General features: G+C 66.2%; 17 protein-coding genes. 2 read left to right on the top strand and 15 right to left on the bottom strand.

Annotated features, from left to right (window positions below; genetic code table 11):
* Positions 1-11: 11 nt before the first annotated feature.
* The 15 genes from BM382_RS15390 to BM382_RS15320 all read right to left on the bottom strand — a co-directional run bounded on the left by BM382_RS15390 (position 12) and on the right by BM382_RS15320 (position 17775).
* Positions 12-1439, bottom strand: a complete 1428-nt coding sequence (locus BM382_RS15390; RefSeq protein ID WP_072443231.1) for an MFS transporter — start codon at positions 1437-1439, stop codon at positions 12-14.
* Between the two features lie 130 nt (positions 1440-1569).
* Positions 1570-2319, bottom strand: a complete 750-nt coding sequence (locus BM382_RS15385) for a tRNA-dependent cyclodipeptide synthase (protein WP_011059731.1) — start codon at positions 2317-2319, stop codon at positions 1570-1572.
* Between the two features lie 4 nt (positions 2320-2323).
* Complete coding sequence (locus tag BM382_RS15380; protein WP_011059730.1) at positions 2324-3100, bottom strand: 2OG-Fe(II) oxygenase; 777 nt, start codon at positions 3098-3100, stop codon at positions 2324-2326.
* A gap of 292 nt (positions 3101-3392) precedes the next feature.
* Complete coding sequence (locus tag BM382_RS15375) at positions 3393-4352, bottom strand: aliphatic sulfonate ABC transporter substrate-binding protein (protein WP_239690413.1); 960 nt, start codon at positions 4350-4352, stop codon at positions 3393-3395.
* 274 nt (positions 4353-4626) lie between these two features.
* A complete protein-coding gene (locus BM382_RS15370; protein WP_015634472.1) occupies positions 4627-7095 on the bottom strand; it encodes a TonB-dependent receptor plug domain-containing protein in 2469 nt (822 codons plus the stop codon).
* 25 nt (positions 7096-7120) lie between these two features.
* Positions 7121-7618: a RidA family protein gene (locus BM382_RS15365; protein WP_072443228.1), complete on the bottom strand. Its 498-nt coding sequence runs from the start codon at positions 7616-7618 to the stop codon at positions 7121-7123.
* Between the two features lie 88 nt (positions 7619-7706).
* Positions 7707-9284: a flavin monoamine oxidase family protein gene (locus tag BM382_RS15360; RefSeq protein WP_015634470.1), complete on the bottom strand. Its 1578-nt coding sequence runs from the start codon at positions 9282-9284 to the stop codon at positions 7707-7709.
* Positions 9285-9550: 266 nt separating this feature from the next.
* The gene (locus tag BM382_RS15355; RefSeq protein WP_019094807.1) at positions 9551-10762 is read right to left on the bottom strand and encodes a dipeptidase; all 1212 of its coding nucleotides are present in this window, start codon (positions 10760-10762) and stop codon (positions 9551-9553) included.
* A gap of 203 nt (positions 10763-10965) precedes the next feature.
* Entirely contained in the window at positions 10966-11928 is a 963-nt protein-coding gene (locus BM382_RS15350; protein ID WP_011059724.1) for an ABC transporter substrate-binding protein, read from the bottom strand.
* Between the two features lie 12 nt (positions 11929-11940).
* A complete protein-coding gene (locus BM382_RS15345; RefSeq protein ID WP_072443226.1) occupies positions 11941-12750 on the bottom strand; it encodes a class II aldolase/adducin family protein in 810 nt (269 codons plus the stop codon).
* 161 nt (positions 12751-12911) lie between these two features.
* The gene (locus BM382_RS15340) at positions 12912-13850 is read right to left on the bottom strand and encodes a D-isomer specific 2-hydroxyacid dehydrogenase family protein (RefSeq protein WP_011059722.1); all 939 of its coding nucleotides are present in this window, start codon (positions 13848-13850) and stop codon (positions 12912-12914) included.
* Positions 13847-15052 carry an acyl-CoA dehydrogenase family protein gene (locus tag BM382_RS15335; protein WP_015634467.1) on the bottom strand — a complete coding sequence of 402 codons (1206 nt, stop codon included), beginning with the start codon at positions 15050-15052 and terminating at the stop codon, positions 13847-13849. The genes BM382_RS15340 and BM382_RS15335 overlap by 4 nt, the downstream gene beginning before the upstream one ends.
* A complete protein-coding gene (locus BM382_RS15330) occupies positions 15049-15828 on the bottom strand; it encodes an ABC transporter ATP-binding protein (RefSeq protein WP_011059720.1) in 780 nt (259 codons plus the stop codon). Before BM382_RS15330 ends, BM382_RS15335 begins: the two co-directional genes overlap by 4 nt.
* Positions 15829-15831: 3 nt before the next feature.
* Positions 15832-16653, bottom strand: coding sequence for an ABC transporter permease (locus BM382_RS15325; RefSeq protein WP_011059719.1), 822 nt, complete (start codon positions 16651-16653; stop codon positions 15832-15834).
* Between the two features lie 222 nt (positions 16654-16875).
* The gene (locus BM382_RS15320) at positions 16876-17775 is read right to left on the bottom strand and encodes a LysR family transcriptional regulator (protein ID WP_011059718.1); all 900 of its coding nucleotides are present in this window, start codon (positions 17773-17775) and stop codon (positions 16876-16878) included.
* 106 nt (positions 17776-17881) lie between these two features.
* Between BM382_RS15320 and BM382_RS15315 the strand changes: the two genes are divergently transcribed.
* A complete protein-coding gene (locus tag BM382_RS15315) occupies positions 17882-18511 on the top strand; it encodes a cysteine dioxygenase family protein (RefSeq protein ID WP_011059717.1) in 630 nt (209 codons plus the stop codon).
* Positions 18508-20091, top strand: coding sequence for a rhodanese-related sulfurtransferase (locus BM382_RS15310; RefSeq protein WP_072443224.1), 1584 nt, complete (start codon positions 18508-18510; stop codon positions 20089-20091). Before BM382_RS15315 ends, BM382_RS15310 begins: the two co-directional genes overlap by 4 nt.
* The last annotated feature ends 131 nt before the right edge of the window (positions 20092-20222 follow it).

Here is a 20222-nt window from a genome sequence, read left to right as displayed (position 1 = left end):
GCCCGCCGCGCTCAGCCACGGCTGGTGCCCTCCTCGGCCGTCGGCACCGGCGCCGGGGCCGTGCGCAAGAGCAGGCTCACCGAGGCCCAGACCAGCAGCGTGATCACCGCCAGAAAGCCCATCACCGCGCGGTAACCATTGAGAAAGGCGCCCTGGGCATCGTCCAGCGGCGTGGCGGAAAAGTGATGGAACAGCCCCACCCCCACCGCCAGCCCGACACCGCCACCGACGTTGTGCAAGGTCATCAGCGAGCCCATGGCCACCGAGCCCACTTCCTGGGGCACCGAGGAAATCCCCAGCACCGTGGACGGCCCGAGAATGCTGGCCCACCCCAGGCCCATGACGACAAAGGCGCCCAGCAGATAAGGCAGCGAAGTCTGGCCATCGAAACCGGCCTGCAACAACGCCGACAGCACGAACAGCAGCAGCCCGGTCTTGATCAGCAGCGCCGGCCCCTTGCGATCCACCAGGCGCCCCACCAGCGGTGACAGCAGCGCCACCCCCAGGGTGGTGGGCAGCAACAGCAGGCCGCTGGCCTGCACCGTTTCGCCGCGGATCTGCGCCAGGTACAGCGGCATGACGAAAAACGCCACACAGTAGAACAGCGCCAGGCCGAAACTGGCCGCCACTCCGGCAACGAAACGCCGGTTGGCGAACAGCTTGAGGTCGATGATCGGCGCGGCCACCCGCCGCTCCACCGCCAGGAATGCGCCCAGGGCCAGCACCGCCAGCGCCACCAGGGCCAGGGTCAGGGGTGAGCCCCAGCCCCAGCTGCCGCCCTGGACGATCACCAGCACCAGGCTCGGCAGGCCGATCAGCAACAGCAGCGCGCCCCAACCATCCAGGCGCGCCCCGGTCTCGGCCGAACGCGACTCCTTCACGCTGAAGCTGCAAATGCCCAGGCTCAGCAGTACGAAGGGCACGTTGATGAGAAAGATCCACTGCCAGCCGAAGGCGCTGGTTATCAGCCCGCCCAACACCGGGCCGACCGCCAGCCCCACTCCATTGACCCCGAACAGCACGCCGAAGGCCCGGCCCTGCTCGGCGGTCTCGAAGGTGCTGGAGACAATCGCCCCCGAGGCGGTATAGAGCACCGCGCATGCCAGCCCCTGGGCCACCCGCGCACCGATCAGGGTATCGATCTGCCCCGCCAGCCCGGCCGCCAGGGAAGCCAGGCCGAACACCGTCAGGCCGATGAACAGCACCCGCTTGCGCCCGTGCAGGTCGGCCAGGCGCCCCACCAGCACCATGAAGCTCGACAGGGCCAGGATGAAGCCGTTGATCACCCATTGCAGGGCGTCCACCGAGGCCCCGAGGTCGGCCTGCAGGGCCGGTAACGCGGTGTTGACGATGGTGAAATCCACACAGCCGAGAAAACTGGCGATGCTCACACCGAGCAATGCCCACCATTTGCGTTGCTGTTGCGCAAAAACGCTCATGGAAACTCCTTGTCAGTCATAAAAAAACGCTCTGTAGGAGCCCGCTTGCCGGCGAACAGCCCCTTGAGTCCGGCATCGCCGGCAAGGGCGCTTTCGCTGGCAAGCCAGCGCCTACATTGATCGCGGCGGATCAGATGGCGATGGCGCCGCTGGTCCAGTTGGGGTGAATGGCGCCGGGCAAGGTGAAGGGAATCGGGATCCCCCGCTTCTTGAACTTCAGGGGCAGCCAGCGCACCCGGTCCGGGCTGTGGGGTTCGATCAGCAACTCGCGGCTGGTGGCCATGGCCGTGGTCATCTGCTGCGGGTAGAGCACATAGTGGTAACCCTCGTCGGCCCACAGCGGCAGGATGATCGGGATCTCTTCCAGGATGTACTCCCGGCACTGGGCCGCCGCCCGCTCGATGTCCGCGTGTTCGTCACGCAGGCGCAGGCGCTCGGTGAATACGCCGATGGTGCTGTCGATGGCGTCGCGCAGTTCCTCGCGCTGCTGGTAGACCTGGTTCAGTTGCTGGCGCAGCTCGGCATAGCGGTCGCTGGCCAGTTCCTGGTTCCAGCGGGTGATGTGGTACGGCACCCGCAGGCCGTCGAGGATGCTCTGGTTGCGCGCCAGCCAGGCATCGCCATCGCGGATCGCCGCCGACAGCGCCTCCCCGGGGGACTTGCCGTGCTTGTTGTGGCGTTGCAGGGTATCGGCCACCACCACCTTGACGTGGCTGAAGCCGGACTGGTTGATCAAGTGAATGGTGGACCGCAGCTTCTGGTCCTCGTGATATTCCTGGCCGACGCTGACCGCCAGTACCACGCGCTTGCCGTCGAATTCGTGCTCCTCGCCGCCCTTGTTGAAGTAGGCCTTGAGGTTGATTTCCTGCACCTTGCTCATGAGTTCAGCTCCAGTAGGCCAAAGGCTGGTGTTCGCCGTAGTAACCGATAAAGACCCCGAGGGTGACCCGGGTGCTGCTGGCCGAAGGGCGCACGGCGTGGATCAGCCGCGGGTTGAGGAGGATCAGGTCGCCGGGCTCGGGCTTGACCACGAAATCCGGCGGCGGCAGCAGGTGGCGTTCGATGCCGTAGGCCCGTTCGCCCTTCAGGCGGTTGTACTCCTGCTCGTCCGGCTCGATGCCCCAGATCTCCAGCTCTCCGCCGTCCTCGGGGATTTCCAGGTAGATGTTGGTGGACAGCTGGGTCAGCAACTGCGGGCTGTGGCCCTCGGGGGCATTGCGTTCAAGCTTGTCGGTGTGGGGCGTGAGATCGACCCCAGAACCCTGGAAGCGGGCAATGCCGACGAAACACTTCTGCCCGTCCACCTGCAACAGGTGCGCGCCCTGCGGCCAGACTTCGTCCAGCAGCAGGCGCAGTTCGTCGATGGGCGAGGCCAGTGGCCGGAACAGATTGCGGATCTTGCGAATGTTGGGCAGGGCCAGGGCGTGGTATTCGGCCCGGCTCTGCTCATCCTGGATCTCGATATAAGCCTTGCCGACCCGGACGAACTCCTGCTGCTGGCTGAAGGCACTGCGCAGTTCCTGCTGATACAGATGATCCCGCGCCACCTGCAAGGTATCCGGTGGGCAGAAACCTTTGAGCTGAACGCCGTAAGAGCGTTTTTCCACAACATCGAGGATATGCCGCGCTTCAAGTTTGTCGGCCGTAGTGACTGTGAACATGCAAGCTCCCTTAATTCCCTGGAAGTAGCGACGAAGTACAACATCGGTAGAACGTAATAATTTGTTTCAGGGCCACCTTAGGCAGTTGCGATGGCCTTGTGAAATATCCTTTATCTCTAATATCCAAACTTAAAAATGTATCGAAAATCAGGCAAATAGCGGCCACCACAGGCACTTTGAAAGTGCTGCGAAAAGATTATGAAATTTGCTGATAGTTAAATTAAGCGAAGGACATTATTGCTCTTTATTTATTTAAAACCTCCCGAGATCAATTAATAAAACTGCCACACACTCATTCAACTTCATTGAATTGAGCATCCATGTAAGCTGCGGCATCGAAAGTCTTCTGAATAATGCCCTCCTCGCGGTAGAGATCGGCGGTGTGCTGCACGTCCTCCACCACGGCCGGGCCTACGGCGATACGCCGGGGCACCGAGTAGCGATTGGAACGCTCATGCACCTCCACCGACAAACCGCTGTAGCCGGCCTGGATCTTTGAAAACTCGCTCTGGTGCTGGTTGGCCCAGGCATAGGCACGATCCAGGCGCTGCAGGAAGTCGGCGATCTGCTGCGGCTTGTCGCGAATCGCCTGGTCGTTGGCCACCAGCAGCATGTGCCCGGCGAACAGCCCTTCGCCACTGACCAGCACCCGGCTGCCGCCCTCCATCTGCACCATGCTGGTATAGGGGTCCCAGGTCGACCAGGCATCGGCCTGGCCGTTGCTCAGCAGGCTGCGGGATTCGGCCGGCTGGAGAAAGATGAACTGCGCATCCGCGCCGTGCAGGCCCACCGACCGCAGGGCGGCCAGGGCCAGGAAATGGCCGATGGAGCCCCGGGTGGTGGTGATGCGCCGGCCCTTGAGGTCGGCGGCCTGCTTCAGCGGCGAATCCTCCTTGACCACGATCGCCACCGCGGTCGGCGTGACCTTGAGCTTGATCACCCCCACGGTCTTGAGCGGCGCCCCGGCCGCGGCGGCAAACACAAAGGGCGCATCCCCCAGGCTGCCGATATCCACCGCCCCGGCGGCCAGGGCCTCGGCGGTGGGGGCCGCGGCAGCGAAGGAGGCGAACTCGATGGGGTACGGCACCTGCTCCAGCTCGCCTGCCGCCTGCAGCAGAATCTTCAGCGACTGCTTCTGGCTGGACACCCGTAGCGCCGGCTGCGCCAGTGCACTACCCAGCCACAAACACAACACCAGCCCTTGCAGGAGCCGGCCTGCCGGCGAACCGCCCCTGCCCCCTGCGCCCTTCATGCCGCCGCCTTCGCTGGCAAGCCAGCTCCTACCAGGTGAACGACCGGCAGGACGCCACGGCTGTAGGAGCCAGCTTGCTGGCGAATGGCCCTTGAACCCTGCGCCGGTCATGCCGCCGTCTTCGCTGGCAAGCCAGCTCCTACCAGGTAAACGACCGGCAGGACGCCACGGGTGTAGGAGCCAGCTTGCTGGCGAATGGCCCTTGAACCCTGCGCCGGTCATGCCGCCGTCTTCGCTGGCAAGCCAGCTCCTGCGAGAGTGATCGTGGTCATGCTCAGAACGCCAGGCTGACGCGGCTGTAGTAGTAGCCGCCGCCCAGGCCATAGGGCGAGAACATTCCGTATTCATAGGTTCCCGCCCAGGCCTTGAGGCCGATCTTGTCCGGGTACACGTCGAACAGGTTGTTGGCGCCCACGGCCACGGTGAGGTTCTGGGTCACGTCGTAGGCCACGTCCAGGTCGGTGATCCACTTGGCGCTGTAGGTGCGATCGTTGCTCGGGATGTTCGAGCCTTCGGTGTACTCGCCAAAGCGGGTCAACTGCAGGTTGGTGGTCCAGTCGCCGACCTTGTAGTTGCCGGAGAGGATCCACTTGTCCTTGGGCGTGGATTTAGTCAGGTCGATCTGCTGCTGGCGGTCGAACAGCACATACCCCGCCCCCAGGCGCGACAGGGCCGCCGGGGTGTCCGCCAGGTCGCGGATGGTGGTCTTGTTGTGGTTGTAGGCGACGCTCCATTTCGCCGTGCCGTACTCGCCGAAGGACTGGCGGTAGTCCGCCACCAGGTCCACGCCCTTGGTCCGGGTGTCGGCAGCGTTGGTGTAGTACTGCCCGGCGAGGTTCGGCGAGAGGCCGTTCTCCACCAGGATCTGCGACACCGCCGGGCCCTTGAGGATGCCGGTCTGGAGAATGCGCTTGTCGATGTCGATCAGGTAGAAGTCGGCCGTCAGGCGCAGCCGATCGGTGGGCTCGGCGGTGAACCCCAGGCTGTAGTTGCGCGAGGTTTCCGGCTCCAGGTCCTTGGCGCCCAGGGCCACCGCTTCCGGCGAGTTGGGGCGCATCTGCTTGGTACGCACCGAGGTGGTGGTGCCACCGGCGCCGAATTCGGTGACCGTGCTGGTGGTGGAAAAGACGCTCTGGGCCAGGGACGGTGCACGGAAACCGTTGCTCACCGCAGCCCGCACCGCGTACCCGGGGAGGAACTCGTAACGGGTGGTGAGCTTGCCGCTGGTGGTGTCGCCTACCCCTAGGTTGTACTTCTCGTAGCGCGCCGCCGCACCGACGTACCAGTTGGGGGTGATGTTCAGGCCCAGGTCGATATAGGCCGCCTCACTGTGGCGCTTGAGGCTGTAGGCATCTTCCGGGGTCGTGCCGTTGACCGAGAACAACCCCGGGTCCGGCACCACACCGGCGAAAGGCCCGGTGTTAGGGACATAGCTGCCCTGGTTGTAGGAGTTGGCCTCGCCCTCCTCCAGCGCATATTTCTCCCAGCGGTATTCCACGCCGAAGGAGGTTTCCAGCGGGCTGCTCCAGCCGATGTCCAGGGCCCGGGAGAAGTCCAGGTTGTTGGTCCACTGGTCGAACACCAGGTTGCCCAGGTGGAAGTCGTGCTGGCTGTAGGGGCCATTGGAAATGTTCAGGTTGTTGGCCGTGTCGAGCACGCCGCGATCCTTGCCGTAGGTGCTCGACAGGTCCCAGTCCCAGCCACCGAGCAGGCCCTTGGCACCACCGGCGACCTGGAAATCGGTCTCGTGGATTTCCCGCCGCGCCTGGCCGCCGTTGGGGTAAGGCGCATTGGGAATGCCCGCCAGGCTGGTGATGTCGGTGGGCTTGCGGTGCCCCAGGTCCTTGTTGCTGTTGCGGTAGCTCAGGGTCGAGAACGAGTACAGCTTGAGGTCGTCCTCCAGAGGCAGCTCGGCGTTGTAGGCCAGGCTGGTGGTGCGGTCGCGGCCCAGGCCGTACTCGGTGCCCCAGCCCTGGCGATTGCTTTCCCGGGGGTCCGGCGAGCCGTCGGCCTGCTTGAAGTACAGCTGGCCGCTGGCGGCACTGGAGCGCTCGTAGGGTTCCTGCAGCTTGGCGTCCCAGGACAGGTTGATGAAGCCGCCGTTCTCTCCCAGTTTGTTGCCCCAGTTGAAGGCTTCGTGGCCGGTGGTGCCGTCGCCGTCGTAGTACTGGCCCAGGGTGGTGTCGGAGGTCAGGCCTTCGGCATTGCGCTTGAGGATGATGTTGATCACCCCGGCGATGGCGTCGGAGCCGTACTGCGCCGCCGCGCCGTCGCGCAGCACTTCGATGCGCTCGATGGCGGCGGTGGGAATCAGGTCCAGGTCCACCGGCACCGAGGCGTTGCCGACCCGTGCGCCGTTGTTGATCAGCGCCGAGTTGTGCCGGCGCTTGCCATTGATCAGCACCAGCACCTGGTCGCCGCCCAGGCCGCGCATGCTCACCCCGCGCACCAGGAACGCCGTGCCGCCGCCGTTGATGGTCGGTACGTTGAACGACGGCAGCAGGCGCCCGAGCATTTCTTTCAGGCCGTTCTGGCCGATGCTGCGCAACTGCTCGCTGTCGATCACATCGATCGGCGCCGGGCTGTCGGTCACCGTGCGTTGCTGGCTGCCGCGCACCCCGGTGACCACCACCGTGCCTAGGGTTTCGTCGGCCGCCAGCAGTTCGGCGGGCAGCGCCAGGCCCAGCAGGCCAAGGCTCAGGGGGGCCGCGCCGAAGAGGATTTTATGCAAGGAAATACTCATGACTTCAGATCCTTTGACAGGCGGCTCAGCGCGCTCGGGCGGCAACGGTTTCGACTTCGATCAAGGCGCCGGGCAGCACCAGCCCCGCCACTTGCACCGTGGTCCGGGCGGGCTTGAGCGGCTGCTTCTGGGTGCCGAAGAACTCGCGGAAGGCCACTTGCAGGCCGTCGAAATCCAGCTTGCCGCCCAGGGCCGGGTCCCCTACCAGGTAGATGCGCAGTTGCACCACGTCCCCCAGGGTCAGGCCCTGGCTGGCGAGGATCGTCTCCACCTTGCGCAGCACCACCCGGGCCTGGGCCTCGGTGTTGCCCTCGACGTGGATCTGCTCCTTGGACGCCTTGGGGTCCACCGGGTCCGGCAGCAGCCCGGAGAGGTAGGTCACCTCGCTGTTGGCGGGCAGGGTCACCGATTGCAGGATCGGCGAATTGGGGTAGCTGGACGGCACGCGCTGGATTCCCGCGGCCCAACTGCTGCTGGCGGCGAACAACAGCCCCAGCCCTACGACGGTGTTTTTCAAAGACATGCAAAGACGCTCCCAAGGTTGTGTGTGCCAGCCTCGGAGGTCCGCTACCCGGCATGGGTTACCGCTGTTGTGTGAGTGCTCGGCTTTTTCAGGCCGTTTGCTGTAGCGACGAGCCTTGCGCCCGTTGGAAAAGTTGCCGCACCACCCGCCGCGCCGCGCCGGCGGCGGCTTCCTGCCAGATGCCCACGCCGCTGTGGGCCAGGCCGTCGCTGGTGAGGTAGACCCGGCCCTGGGGCTGGTTGAGCAGGCCGTAGTCCGGCTCGGCCACTTCATGGCTGATCCAGGGGCCGAAGTTGTAGGGGATCTTGCTCCAGGCAATCACCAGCGGATTGCGCAGTTCCTGGCTGTGCCCGGGGTGCAGGAGCTCCACCGCCTGACGGGAAATCTCGATCTGCTGGGCCAGGGTTTTCTCCCCGAACCGTCGGGCGGTTTCGCCGTTGTTGTAGGCCGCCACCAGCACCCCTTCGGCCTGGTTGAAACCGCCGCTGGGGTACCACAGCCCGGAGGCTTCCTGGTTGATGAACGACAGCCCGCCGTAGATCTGGTACTGGCTTTCCCAGAAGCGCCGCGACTGCCAGGCCACCTTGTTGGCGTAGCCGAACTGCACCGCGCCGATGGCCTGGCGCACCGGGGCGCTGAAGTTGTTCTGCACCTTGGCCAGCAGCGGCAGGGGCAGGCTGCTGATCACGTAGTCGGCCTTGAGGTTGTGGGTGCGGCCGGTGCGCCGGTCCAGGTAGACCACTTCGGCGCTGTCGGCCTGGTTGCTGATGGAACGCACCTCGCTGTGCAGCCGCAACTGGCCTTTCAGGCGCCGGGCAAAGGCCTGGGGAATGCGGTCCATGCCGCCCACCGGCTGGAACATGGTGGGCGAGAACTCCGGGTATTCGTCGATCATCAACGCCGTGGTCAGCGCCGGGTTGAGCAGGGTCTGCAACGGCAGCGGATCATTCTTCTGCGCCAGCTGGTCGCCGGCGCCGGGCCAGACCTTGTAGCCGGAGCGGGCCGAACCCAGGTACTCCAGCTTGTCGGAAAGATCACCCCAGGTTTTCAGGAAACTCAGCAGGTTGCTGCGATCGGCTGGTGTCAGCTCCTGATCCAGGGCATGGCGATTGACGGCCTTGGCCAGCAGCTCGGAAAAATGCCCGCGGCTGTCATTGACCGCCTGGCGGATCTGCAACGCCGGCTGGTCAAGGTCCGGACGCACCAGGGCGTTGCGGCTGGTATTGACCAGCACCTCCAGCTCCACCCCCAGCTCGCGGCAGTAGCCGAGCATCAACTGATGGTGGCTGGGCAGGCGGCCGGCCCCGGCATTGAGGTAGAACCCCTCCCCGAATTGCGCGACCTGGGTGCTGCCGTCGCTGTACTCCACCCGATCGCCACCACGCACCGTCCAGTTGCGCCCGCCGACCCGGTCCCGGGCTTCCAGCAAGGTCACCTTGAACCCGGCCTTGCTCAACTCGTAGGCGCTGACCAGGCCACCGATCCCGGCGCCGATCACCACCACGCTGGCCCCCTTGCCCAGCGCCGCCGTGGGCAGCGCCGCGTAGTTTTCCTCGAACGCTTCGGCCGTTGCGCTGGCGCCGAACAGGCCCATGACCGCACTCGCCGCCTGGACCCCGCCGACAGCGGCAATACGGGCGATCAATTGTCTTCTGGTCAGTGGCATGCAAGCGCTCCCTGCTGCGGATGGATAGTGCGTTCGGTTATAGATCGGCGACTTATGCAGCCACTTGGGTCTATGTGAAGCCATCCTAGGGGCGCTTATTTAATAAGAGAAATACATTTTAAGCATATGCAAATATTACTTTGTTTCATATTCAAGCCAAAAGATTCTGCGCTCCGCGCATAGCCCTGCGCCTGGCCGTGCCTGGCCATACTCGCCCCGCCAGGAACCGGCTTGCCAGCGAAGAAGCCCCACGGCTCGCGCCGGCATCAGCGCCCCTTCGCCGGCAAGCCGGCTCCCACGGCCTGGGCGGCGTCGAGAACGCGCAACAAGTTGCCGCCCCAGATCTTCGCCAGGTCCGCTTCGCTGTAGCCCGCCGCCAACAGGCGCTGGGTAATCCGTGGCAGTTGCGCGACATCTTCGAGCCCCTGTACCCCGCCACCGCCGTCCCAGTCGGCGCCGATGCCCACATGATCCGGGCCGACCACTTCCAGGATGTGCAGCAGGTGGCGCAGGTAATCGTCCAGGCTGGCCCTGGGCTGCGGGTAGCGGGCTTCGACCTGGCGAATGCGTTCGGCCAGGTCCGCCACCTGTTCCGGGCTCATGCTCGCCGCCAGGCGGAACTCGCGGTACAACGGCCCCAGGGCCTTGTCCCGCTCGGGATTGGGCGCAAGGTTGATCAGGTCGCTGGGAAAGCTGTTGACCTGCACCACACCGCCCCTGGCCGCCAGTTGCCGCAGGCGCCGGTCATCCAGGTTGCGTGGATGGGCGGTGATTGCACGGCTGCTGGAATGGGAGGCAATGATCGGCGCCCTCGACAGCGCCAGGACCTGGTCGAACACCTGGTCCGAGGCATGGGAGACATCCAGCAGTATCCCCAGGCGATTGGCCTCGGCCACCAGCTCCCGGCCCGCCGGGCTCAGGCCGCGCCACTGCGGCAGGGCGGTGGCCGAGTCGGCGAAATCGTTGTTGGCCGAGTGCACCAGGCCGAGCATGCGCAGGCCCTGGCGGTAATAGGTGTGCAAGCGTGCCGGATCAGCGGCCAGGGGCTGGGCGTTTTCCATGCTGATGAAAACCACACGCTGGCCACGGGCGACGATGGCCGGTACATCGCCAGCCGTCAGGGCCAGGGCGAAATCATCGGGGTGGGCACCCAGCAGGTCGCGGATCCGCGCCAGCACCGCCAGCCCATGTTCGCTGGCCAGGGTCCGGCCTTCGGCGGTGAGCGGCCCCTGGGGGGTGAAAATGGCCCAGAAACCGCCGTCCAGGCCGCCCTCTTTCATCCGTGGCAGATCGACCTGGGACAGGTCGTCCTGGTAGCGATGGCGCTGGGTGATGTCCCAACCGGGGCGGGCCAGTTGCATGGGGGTATCGAGGTGGCTGTCGAGCACGATCAAGCGCTGGTGCAGGGCTTGGGCGGGGCTGTCGGCCAAGGCCCAGGGGCTGGCCAGCGCCAGGCACAGCAAGGTTCGGGTAAACATGCGGCCTCCTGGCCAATGAAAGAATTTCCCCCCGGATCGCAAGAGCTGGCTTGCCAGCGAAAGCGTCATCCTGGCCAGCGCAAGGCTTGAGGGCCTCTTCGCCGGCAAGCCGGCTCCTACATGGGGTGTCGGGTGTTCCGTAGGAGCTGGCTTGCCAGCGAAGGCGTTCTCGCCCTTTCGCCGGCAAGCCGGCGGCTACAGGCTCAGGTCCAGTGGAAGCTGCGGTCCCACAGGCCGGATACATCCAGTTGCTGGGGCAGTACGCCGGCCTCGAAGAACAGGTCGGCCACGTCCTGCTGGGATTTCACCGCTGCGTCGTCCACCGGTTGCAGCAGGCGCGGGCCGCTCTGGGCCCGGTACTGGGCAAGGAACACTTCCCGGGGCATGCCGAGAATCTGTGCGCTCCTGGTCGCCCATTCCTCGGGGTGGCTGGCAATCCACTGCCAGGAGCGGTACTCGCGCAGGATGTAGTCGGTGATCGCCGCGTGCTTGGCCGGGTCGGCGATGCTCTGCTGGTTGGCGGCGATCACGTAGTTGCCGGACAGGTAGCCCTGGCCGGTCTTCAATACCCGGGCCCCGGCCCGCAGTTCCGCCAGCTGGATGAAGTAGCCGAAGCTGACCCAGGCATCCAGGGCACCGTTCTGGAACGCGGCGAAACCGTCCTGCGCAGTCAGCGCCATGGGCACGATATCGGCAAAGCCCAGGCCCTGCTCCTTCAGCGCCTTGAGCAGGAAGTAATGGGAACTGGTGGAGCGGATATAACCGATGCGCTTGCCCTTGAGCTCGGCCACCGACTGCACTGCAGAGCCCTTGGGCACGATGAAGGCCTGGTTGTTGACGTCGCCGGTGAGCACCGCGATCAGCTTCACCGGGGCGTGGTTCTTGATCCCGAAGATCGGCGGGATCTCGCTCATCGGCGAGATGTCCAGGGTGCCGCTGACCAGGGCCTCGAAGCTCAGGTTGCCGCCGGTGAACTCAGCGTACTTGACCTTGTAGGGCGGCGGCTCGATGCCCGCCTCGGCAAAGAAGCTCGGCGCCGCCCCCTTGTAGGTGGCGACGTTCAGGGTGACCCCGGACAGGTCCACGGAGGCTCCCAGGCCCAGGCGCGGCAAGGCCGCGGCCAGACCGGCCAGGGCCGAGAGTTGGAGAAAATGACGACGCTGCATGGGCAATGGTCCTTAATCGAGAAAGTCCGGTTCTTCGCGCACGATCCGCTCGCGGTAAGGCTGGAAACTGAACCAGCCGCCAAACTCGGTGCCGACCTGGCGTGCGGTGTGGCGCGCCACCTCATGGGGAATGGGCCGCGGGGTGCCGGCAGCTTCGGCCAGCAGTTGAGTCTGGGCGGCGTTGTCCATGGCGATGAAGCGCCACACCGCCGCCTCGACGGTTTCACCCACGGTGAGCATGCCGTGGTTCTGCAGGATCAGCGCCTTGCGCCCCGCCAGTGCGGCGGCGATCCGCGCGCCCTCGCTGGCCTCCAGCACCACCCCGGAAAAGTTGTCGAACAGCCCGTGCCTTTCATAGAAAGCGCAGGCGTCCTGGGTCAGCGGATCGAGCAAGCGCCCCAGGCTCGACCAGGCCTTGCCGTACAGCGAATGGGCATGGGCCGCGGCGACCACCTCGGGATGGGCTTCATGCAGCGCCGCATGGATGGCGAACGCCGCCAGGTTCAACGCGCCCTCGCCTTCGATCACTGCCCCTTCGGGGTTGACTAGCAACAGGTCGCGGACCCGTACATGGCCGAAATACACCCCCACCGGGTTGACCCAGAAATGGTCCGGGCGCCCCGGGTCACGCACCGTGATATGCCCGGCGCCGCCCATGTCGAACCCCAGCCGGGCGAACACCCGGAACGCCGCGGCCAGGCTCTGCTTGCGCTGCAGGCGCTCCAGCTCGACGGTGGCCTGCTGGGGCGGATGCTCCCAGCGAAAAACCGTATGGCCATCGCGGGGCAAGTCATACACCGCGGGGCGAAAATGTGCGGTCATATCCGCTCTCCTTGAAATTGTCGAAAAGGCCCGCAGGGCCTTGCTTGGCGATCTCCCGCCGAACCTTCAGCGGTCTTGAGAACCCCGGCGGCCCTTCGGGCCGTGCGCTGCCTGCGGCAGCGGCTACACGAAGCGCTGCCGGCCAGGGCTGGAACCGCGCGTTAGTAGCCACGCTGGATCTCCACCGGGTTTTCCAGGGGTAAACCATCGCCCCAGCGCTGGAGATTGCGTCCCAGCAGGCGCGCGATATTCAGGTAGACCCGGGGCGAATTGGCCGAGGTGTGGGGCGACAGGCGAATACCCGGGTGGCGATAGAAAGGATGCCCCTCGGGCAACGGCTCGGGGTCGGCCACGTCCAGGCTGGCCAGGGCGATGCGCCCGGTGTCCAGGGCCTGCAACAGCGCCGGCTGATCGATCAGCGCACCGCGAGCGATATTGATCAGGTGCAACCCTGGCTTGGCCGCTGCCAGTACATCGGCATCAATGATGCCCCGGGTCTGCTCGGTCAACGGCACCGCCAGCAGCAGGTGATCGGCGCGGGCAAACAGCTCCTGCAGGTCGGCCACCGCCTCCACCCCGGGCACCTCGAACGGCTGCGCCGAACGCCGCAGGGCCAGTACCTGCATGCCCAGGGCCTGGGCCTTGGGCGCCAGCTCCCGGGCGATGCTGCCAAAGCCGAACAGCCCCAGGGTGCTGCCGGCCACCGAGGCCAGCGGCCGTTGCTGCCAGTGCTCGGCGCGCTCGATCCACACCTGGGGCAGTTGCTTGGCGGCAGCGAAGATCGCCGCCAGGGCAAACTCGGCAATGCTTTCGGCGGTGCTGCCTCGGGCACTGGCCACCGGCAGGTCCTGGAACAGCCAGCGAGGAAAATAATCCAGGCCCGAAGTCACCAGTTGCACGAAGCGCAGGCCAAACGGCCAGCCCGCCGGCGGCACTGGCGCGTTGCGAAAATCGGCGTGGGGCGCGGCCAGCAGCACCTCGATATCGGCGGGCAAGCCACACGGCAGGCCCCGGGGCAGGCTCAGTACTTCCACCCCCGGCAGCCACTGGCGCAACTGCTGGTTGAAGTGCTCGTCGAGCTGGCTGGCGATGCGCGTCACGCCTGGGCTCCGCGGCTGGGCAAGGCAAAGGCGGCGCGCCCCACGGCACCGAGAATCGCGTCGTTCTGCGGGGTATGAATGCGGCTGCACAGCACATCGCGGTAATGCCGCTCGATGGGGTTGCCCCGGGCCAGCCCGGGGTTGCCGATGGCTTCGATGCCCAGCTCCACGGCGCTGATGGCGTTGCTGGTCACCAGGTATTTGATCTGGGTCGCCTCCCCCGGGGCGATCCGCCCTTCGGCGGCGGCATCGAGCAGCACCCGGTTGTTGAGCAGCAAGGCGTCGATGCGCCCGATCAGTTCCTGAAAGCGCGGCAGGCTCGACAACGGTGCGCCAAGATTGGCCGGGGCACGCTGGGCCAGCCAGCCCAGCAGCCAGTCGCGGGCGGCCCGGGCCACGCCGTCGTAGATGGCAGAGAGCAGCACCGCCAGCCAGAGCACGCCCTTGCTGTCCAGCTCGGAAGGCCGGGGCACGTGAGCCGGCTGGATATCCACCGCCTGTTCCTCGGGCACGAACACCTCATCGAAGATCACGTCGTGGCTGCCGGTGGCGCGCATGCCCAGGTGGTCCCAGGTTTCCTCGACGCTGATCCCGGGGCTGTCACGGTGGACCAGCCAGGTACCCACTTGCGGCTCGGCCTCGTCGCTGCGGGCCCAGACCGCAAGCCAGGTCAGCCCGGGAATGCCGGTGGAGTAGATCTTGCGCCCGCTGAGCAGCCAGCCGCCCTCGACCCGTCGTGCCAGGGTCGCCGGCAAACCGCCCCGGGCCGGGGTACCCAGGTCCGGCTCGACCCGCAGGGCGTTGATCAGGGCACCCTCTTGCACCGCCTCCCGGGCCACGCGCTGGCGCAGGTGCAGCGGCCAGGCCGTGTTCTGTTGCAGGCGCGTGTGCTGCAGGTACTGCATCACCAGCACCAGCGCGGTGGAAGGCTCGCCCCGGGCCACGGCGCCTATCACTCGTCGCGCCTGGGCCAGGGTCGCCTCGCTGCCGCCCAGGGCCCGGGGCACGGTCAGGGCCAGCAGGCCATGCTGGTGCAGGCGTTGCAGGTTGGCGTGGGGAAATTCGCTGTGACGGTCGTAGTGCGCTGCGGTGGCGGCGAACTCTTCACTCAGTTGCTGCAGCAGGTCGGCGAACTCGCTGGAGTCTGGATCAGGGACGGGACGGGACACGGACGGAGACGGTTGCACGCTGGAAAGGCTCATCGGCTGGCAGTCCTGCTCAAGGGAAGGGAGATGTCGACGGCCGGCTCGGCCTCGGTTTCCACACCCAGCAGTTGCAGCAACCGCGCGCGCAGTGCCTGGAACCCAGGGGTGGAGGCCTGACGCGGACGCGGCAGGCGGATTGGCAATTGCTCGGCGATTTGTCCGTTGGCCAGCACCAGCACCCGATCGGCCAGCAGCAGCGCCTCGTCGACATCGTGGGTCACCAGCAGCACCGCCGGGGTGTGCACCCGCCACAGGCGGATGATCAGTTGGTGCATGCGGATCCGGGTCAGGGCGTCCAGAGCGGCGAAGGGCTCATCCAGCAGCAACAGGTGCGGCTCGCGTACCAGGGCCCGGGCCAACGCCACTCGCTGGGCCTCGCCGCCGGACAAGGTGCCTGGCCAGGCATTGAGCCGGTGGGCCAGCCCGACCTCCTCCAGCGCTGCCTCGGCCCGCTCCCGGGCCCCGGCCCCACGCACGCCAAGGGCAACGTTGCGCCACACGCGCTTCCAGGGCATCAACCGTGGCTCCTGGAACACTGCGGCCATGGCCGAAGGCACCTGCAACTGGCCCTGGTCGATGGGTTCCAGCCCGGCCAGGGTTCGCAGCAAGGTGGTCTTGCCCGAACCGCTGCTGCCCAGGAGGGCCACGAACTCCCCGGGAGCGATGTCCAGATCCAGGCCATCGAGCACCGCCTGCCCGGCAAAGCGCCGGGTGATCCGGCGGCATTCGACGGCAGCGCGCAGGCGGCCCTGCTGGGGCAATGACAGAGTCATGGGTCAGTTCCTGATAAAGGTCGGGCGCCAGGCCAGGGCGCAACGTTCAAGGCCGCGCACCAGCCCGTCGATGCCCAGGCCGAGCACGCTGTAGACCAGGAGGCAGATGACGATCACGTCGGTGCGCATGAAGTCCCGCGCGTCGTTGACCAGGTAGCCGATACCGGCGCTGGCGTTGATCTGCTCCACCACCACCAGCCCCAGCCAACTGATGCCGAAGGCATAGCGCAGGCCGACGAAGAACGCCGGCAGGGCCCCGGGCAGGATCACGTGGACGATCAGTTCCCAGCGTTTGAGGCCCAGCAGGGTCGCGGCCTCCACCAGCTTGGGATCGAGGCTGCGAATGCCGGAAAACAGCGTGAGGTAGATAGGAAAGGTAGTGCCCAGGGCGATCAGCGCGATCTTCGGCGTCTCGCCCACGCCGAACCAGAGAATGAACAGCGGCACTATGGCCAGGAACGGCAGGGTGCGCAGCATCTGCATGGGGGAATCGATGGCGAGCTCGCCGCGCCGGGACAACCCGGCCACCAGGGCCAGGAGCGTGCCCAGGCTGACGCCGATGGTCAGGCCACTGAGGGCGCGCTTGAGGGACACCCACAGGTGCCCGGCCAGTTCGCCGCTGCCGAGCATCTGCCACAGGGTGCCGCCGATGGTACTGGGAGCGGCGATGATCCGCGCCGGCAACAGCCCGCTGCGCGAGGCCAGTTCCCACACCAGCAGAAGCAGCAACGGGCTGACCAGGCGCAGCAGCAGGTTGCCCAGGAGCTGGTATCCGGGGCGCTCGGCCCAGCGACGGGACGAGGTGAGGGGGGCTGGCGCAGGCATCGCAACATCCTTATTTCAGCGCGTTCGAGCCCCATGCTAACTACATAAAAAACGTCCGTGAAATTCGTTTTGGTTCTAACTTAATATACAAAAATTGCATTCAATGATTGCCAAGACATGCAAATCAATAATCAAAAACAATCCGAAGGAGCCGGCTTTCCGGCGAACAGCCCCCTGAGGTTTGCACCGGCCTCGAGGGCGCCTTCGCTGGCAAGCCAGCTCCTACGGCGCAGCCTTGCCGACCCGGGCGGCGACCATCTCGCCGAACATGCTCACCGGCTCTTGCAGGTTGCCGAGGAACCGCGGGTGGACCAGCCACAGGTCGATCACCGGCTTGAAGTCGCTGACCGGGACGATCTCCAGCTTGTCCCGATGGCTGCTGTTTTCCAGCAGCGGCAGCGGCACCAGGCCATAGCCCAGGCCATTGGCGATCAACCCCAGTTGCAGCTCGGTGCCGAAGGTTTCCAGGTTGATCTGCAACGACAGCCCCTGTGCGCTCAGCGCCCGTTGCAGGCCGGCACGAAAGCCGCAGCCGTCCGGGTTCAGCACCCAGCCGCGCTGGTAACAGTCGGCCAGTTTGCACGAGCGCTTGCGCACCTCGCCCTTGGCCGCCACCACCACCAGGTTCATGCTGCCCAGGGAACGGCCCACCACGCCTTCGGGGAAGACCTTGCCAGCGGGAAACAGCGCCGCCACCACATCCAGCTCACCGTTCTCGACCTTGCTCAACAGGTGGCTGCCCCAGCCCGTGGCCACCGAGGTCTGCAACTGCGGATACAGCGCCTTCAACTGGCTCAGGGCATCGAGCAGCACCACATCGCCGATGGTCTGCGGCACGCCGATGCGCAGGGCACCACTGGGGGCGCCGTCATTGGCCACCAGTTCATTCAGCGCGTCGATGCTGCGCAGCACTTCCAGGCACTGGCCATAGACCCGCAAGCCCATGCTGGTGGGCTTGAGCGGCTTGGTGTTGCGGTCCAGCAATTCCACCCCCAGGGCTTCCTCGAAATTCTGCACCCGGCGGGTAATGGCTGGCTGGGTCAACTGCAGGGCATCGGCCGCCTGGCTGATGGTCTGGCAGCGGATTACCGCCACGAACGCATTCAGATCATCTATCTTCATTCTTTTTTCGCATAATAAATGACTGGAAAAATGTTCGATAAGAATAATACCTTTTAGCTCGCCCGTGTAGTTCGCGTCATTTGCCTTGTGTCCACGGAGGGAGCCCATGCCCCACAACGCCACGACAGTCGCCATCGAATCAGCCAACTTCGCCCGCCTGCGGGACTTTATCGCCGCTCTGGCCGAGCTGCTGGACAGCCATCCCGATGAAGCCCGGGTGCTGGACCAGGGCGCCGCGCTGCTGCACCAGCTGGTGAGCCAGGACGACTGGCTGCCCGCGGCCTTCGCCCAGCCGGATCCGCAGCGCTACCAGCAGTTCCTGCTGCATGCCGACTCGCGCCAGCGCTTCTCCATCGTCAGCTTCGTCTGGGGCCCTGGGCAGCGCACACCGATCCACGACCACCGGGTCTGGGGCCTGATCGGCATGCTGCGCGGCGCCGAGGACAGCCAGGGGTTCGAACGCCTGGCCGACGGCCGCCTGCAGCCTGCCGGCGCGCCGCTGCGCCTGGTGCCGGGCCAAGTGGAAGCGGTGTCGCCACGCATTGGCGACATCCATCAGGTGAGCAATGCCCATGCCGATCGGGTATCCGTCAGCATCCATGTGTATGGCGCCAATATCGGTGCCGTGCAGCGCGCCGTGTACGACCTGGACGGCCAGGAAAAACCCTTTGTCTCCGGCTACTCCAACCATTTGCTGCCTAACCTCTGGGACTTGTCGAAGGAGCCCCTGCAATGACCGATTTCCCGACCCGCAGCCCGGCACAGATCCGCCAGGCCCTGCTCGACCGCCAGGAGCTGGCACTGATCGATGTGCGTGAAGAAGCGCCCTTCGCCGAGGCCCACCCGCTGTTCGCGGCCAACATCGCGCTGTCGAAACTGGAGCTGGAGGTGTATGCGCGCATCCCCCGCCGCGACACCCCAATCACCCTCTACGACCAGGGCGAGGGGCTGGCCCAGCGCGCCGCCACGCGCCTGCGGCAACTGGGCTACAGCGATGTCGCCCTGCTGGCAGGCGGCCTGGAGGGTTGGCGCAGCGCCAGTGGCGAGCTGTTCAAGGACGTCAACGTGCCGAGCAAGGCCTTTGGCGAACTGGTGGAAGCCGAGCGCCACACTCCTTCCCTGGCCGCCGAGGAGCTCCAGGCACTGCTCGACCAGCAGGCCGACCTGGTGGTGCTCGATGCCCGGCGCTTCGACGAATACCAGACCATGAGCATCCCCGGCAGCACCAGCGTGCCCGGGGCCGAACTGGTGCTGCGGGTGCGTGAGCTGGCCCCCGATCCCCGCACCCGGGTGGTGGTCAATTGCGCCGGGCGCACCCGCAGCATCATCGGCACCCAGTCCCTGGTGAATGCCGGCATCCCCAACCCGGTGGCGGCACTGCGCAATGGCACCATCGGCTGGACCCTGGCCGGGCAGAAGCTCGAACACGGTCAGAGCCGGCGCTTCAAGGCCATCAACGAGGCCCAGCGGGCCCCAGCCCAGGACGCCGCTCGGGCCGTGGCCGACCGCGCCGACGTGGCACGCATCGACCTGGCCCAGTGGCGGCGCTGGCAGGCCGACCCCAAGCGCACCAGCTACCTGTTCGATGTGCGCACCCCGGAGGAATTCGCCGCTGGCCACCTGCCCGGCGCCCGCTCCACCCCCGGTGGGCAACTGGTGCAGGAAACCGACCACTTCGCCAGCGTGCGCGGTGCGCGCCTGGTCCTGGTGGACGACGACGGCGTGCGCGCCAACATGAGCGCTTCCTGGCTGGCCCAGATGGGCTGGCAGGTGGCGGTGCTGGACGGCCTGCGCGACAGCGACTTCAGCGTGCGCGGCCCCTGGCAGGCGCCACTGCCGGACACCTCGCCGGCCGAAGAAATCAGCCCCCGCACCCTCGCCACCTGGCTCCAGGAGCCCGGCACCCTGGTACTGGACTTCACCGCCAGCGCCAACTACGTGCAGCGCCACATCCCCGGCGCCTGGTGGGCATTGCCCAGCCAGTTGCAGGAAGCCCTGGCCCAGTTGCCACAGGCGGAGCGCTATGTCCTGACCTGCGGCAGCAGCCTGCTGGCGCGCTTCGTGGTGCCGCAGCTGCAGGCCCTGACCCAGCGTCCGGTGTTCCTCCTCAGCGGTGGCACCGCGGCCTGGATCGAAGCCGGCCTGCCCGTGGAAGAAAGCCGCCAGCAACTGGCTTCACCCCGGATCGACCGCTACCGGCGCCCCTATGAAGGCACCGACAACCCGAAAGAAGCCATGCAGGGCTACCTGGACTGGGAATTCGGCCTGGTGGCGCAGTTGGGCCGGGATGGCACCCACGGCTTCTTCGTCATCTGAACCGCTTCGCTGGCAAGCCAGCTCCTACAGACCCCGCCTCTGCACTGTAGGAGCCGGCTTGCCGGCGAAGAGGCCGCAGGCCTGGCATCGCTCGCAAGGGCACCCTCGCGGGCAAGCCCGCTCCTGCGAGG

The sequence above is a fragment of the Pseudomonas sp. NFPP25 genome (genome assembly GCF_900116505.1).
Taxonomy (GTDB): Bacteria; Pseudomonadota; Gammaproteobacteria; order Pseudomonadales; family Pseudomonadaceae; genus Aquipseudomonas; species Aquipseudomonas protegens.
Note: the sequence above shows the minus strand (reverse complement) of the source record. Positions and strands in the feature narration are given on the sequence as shown.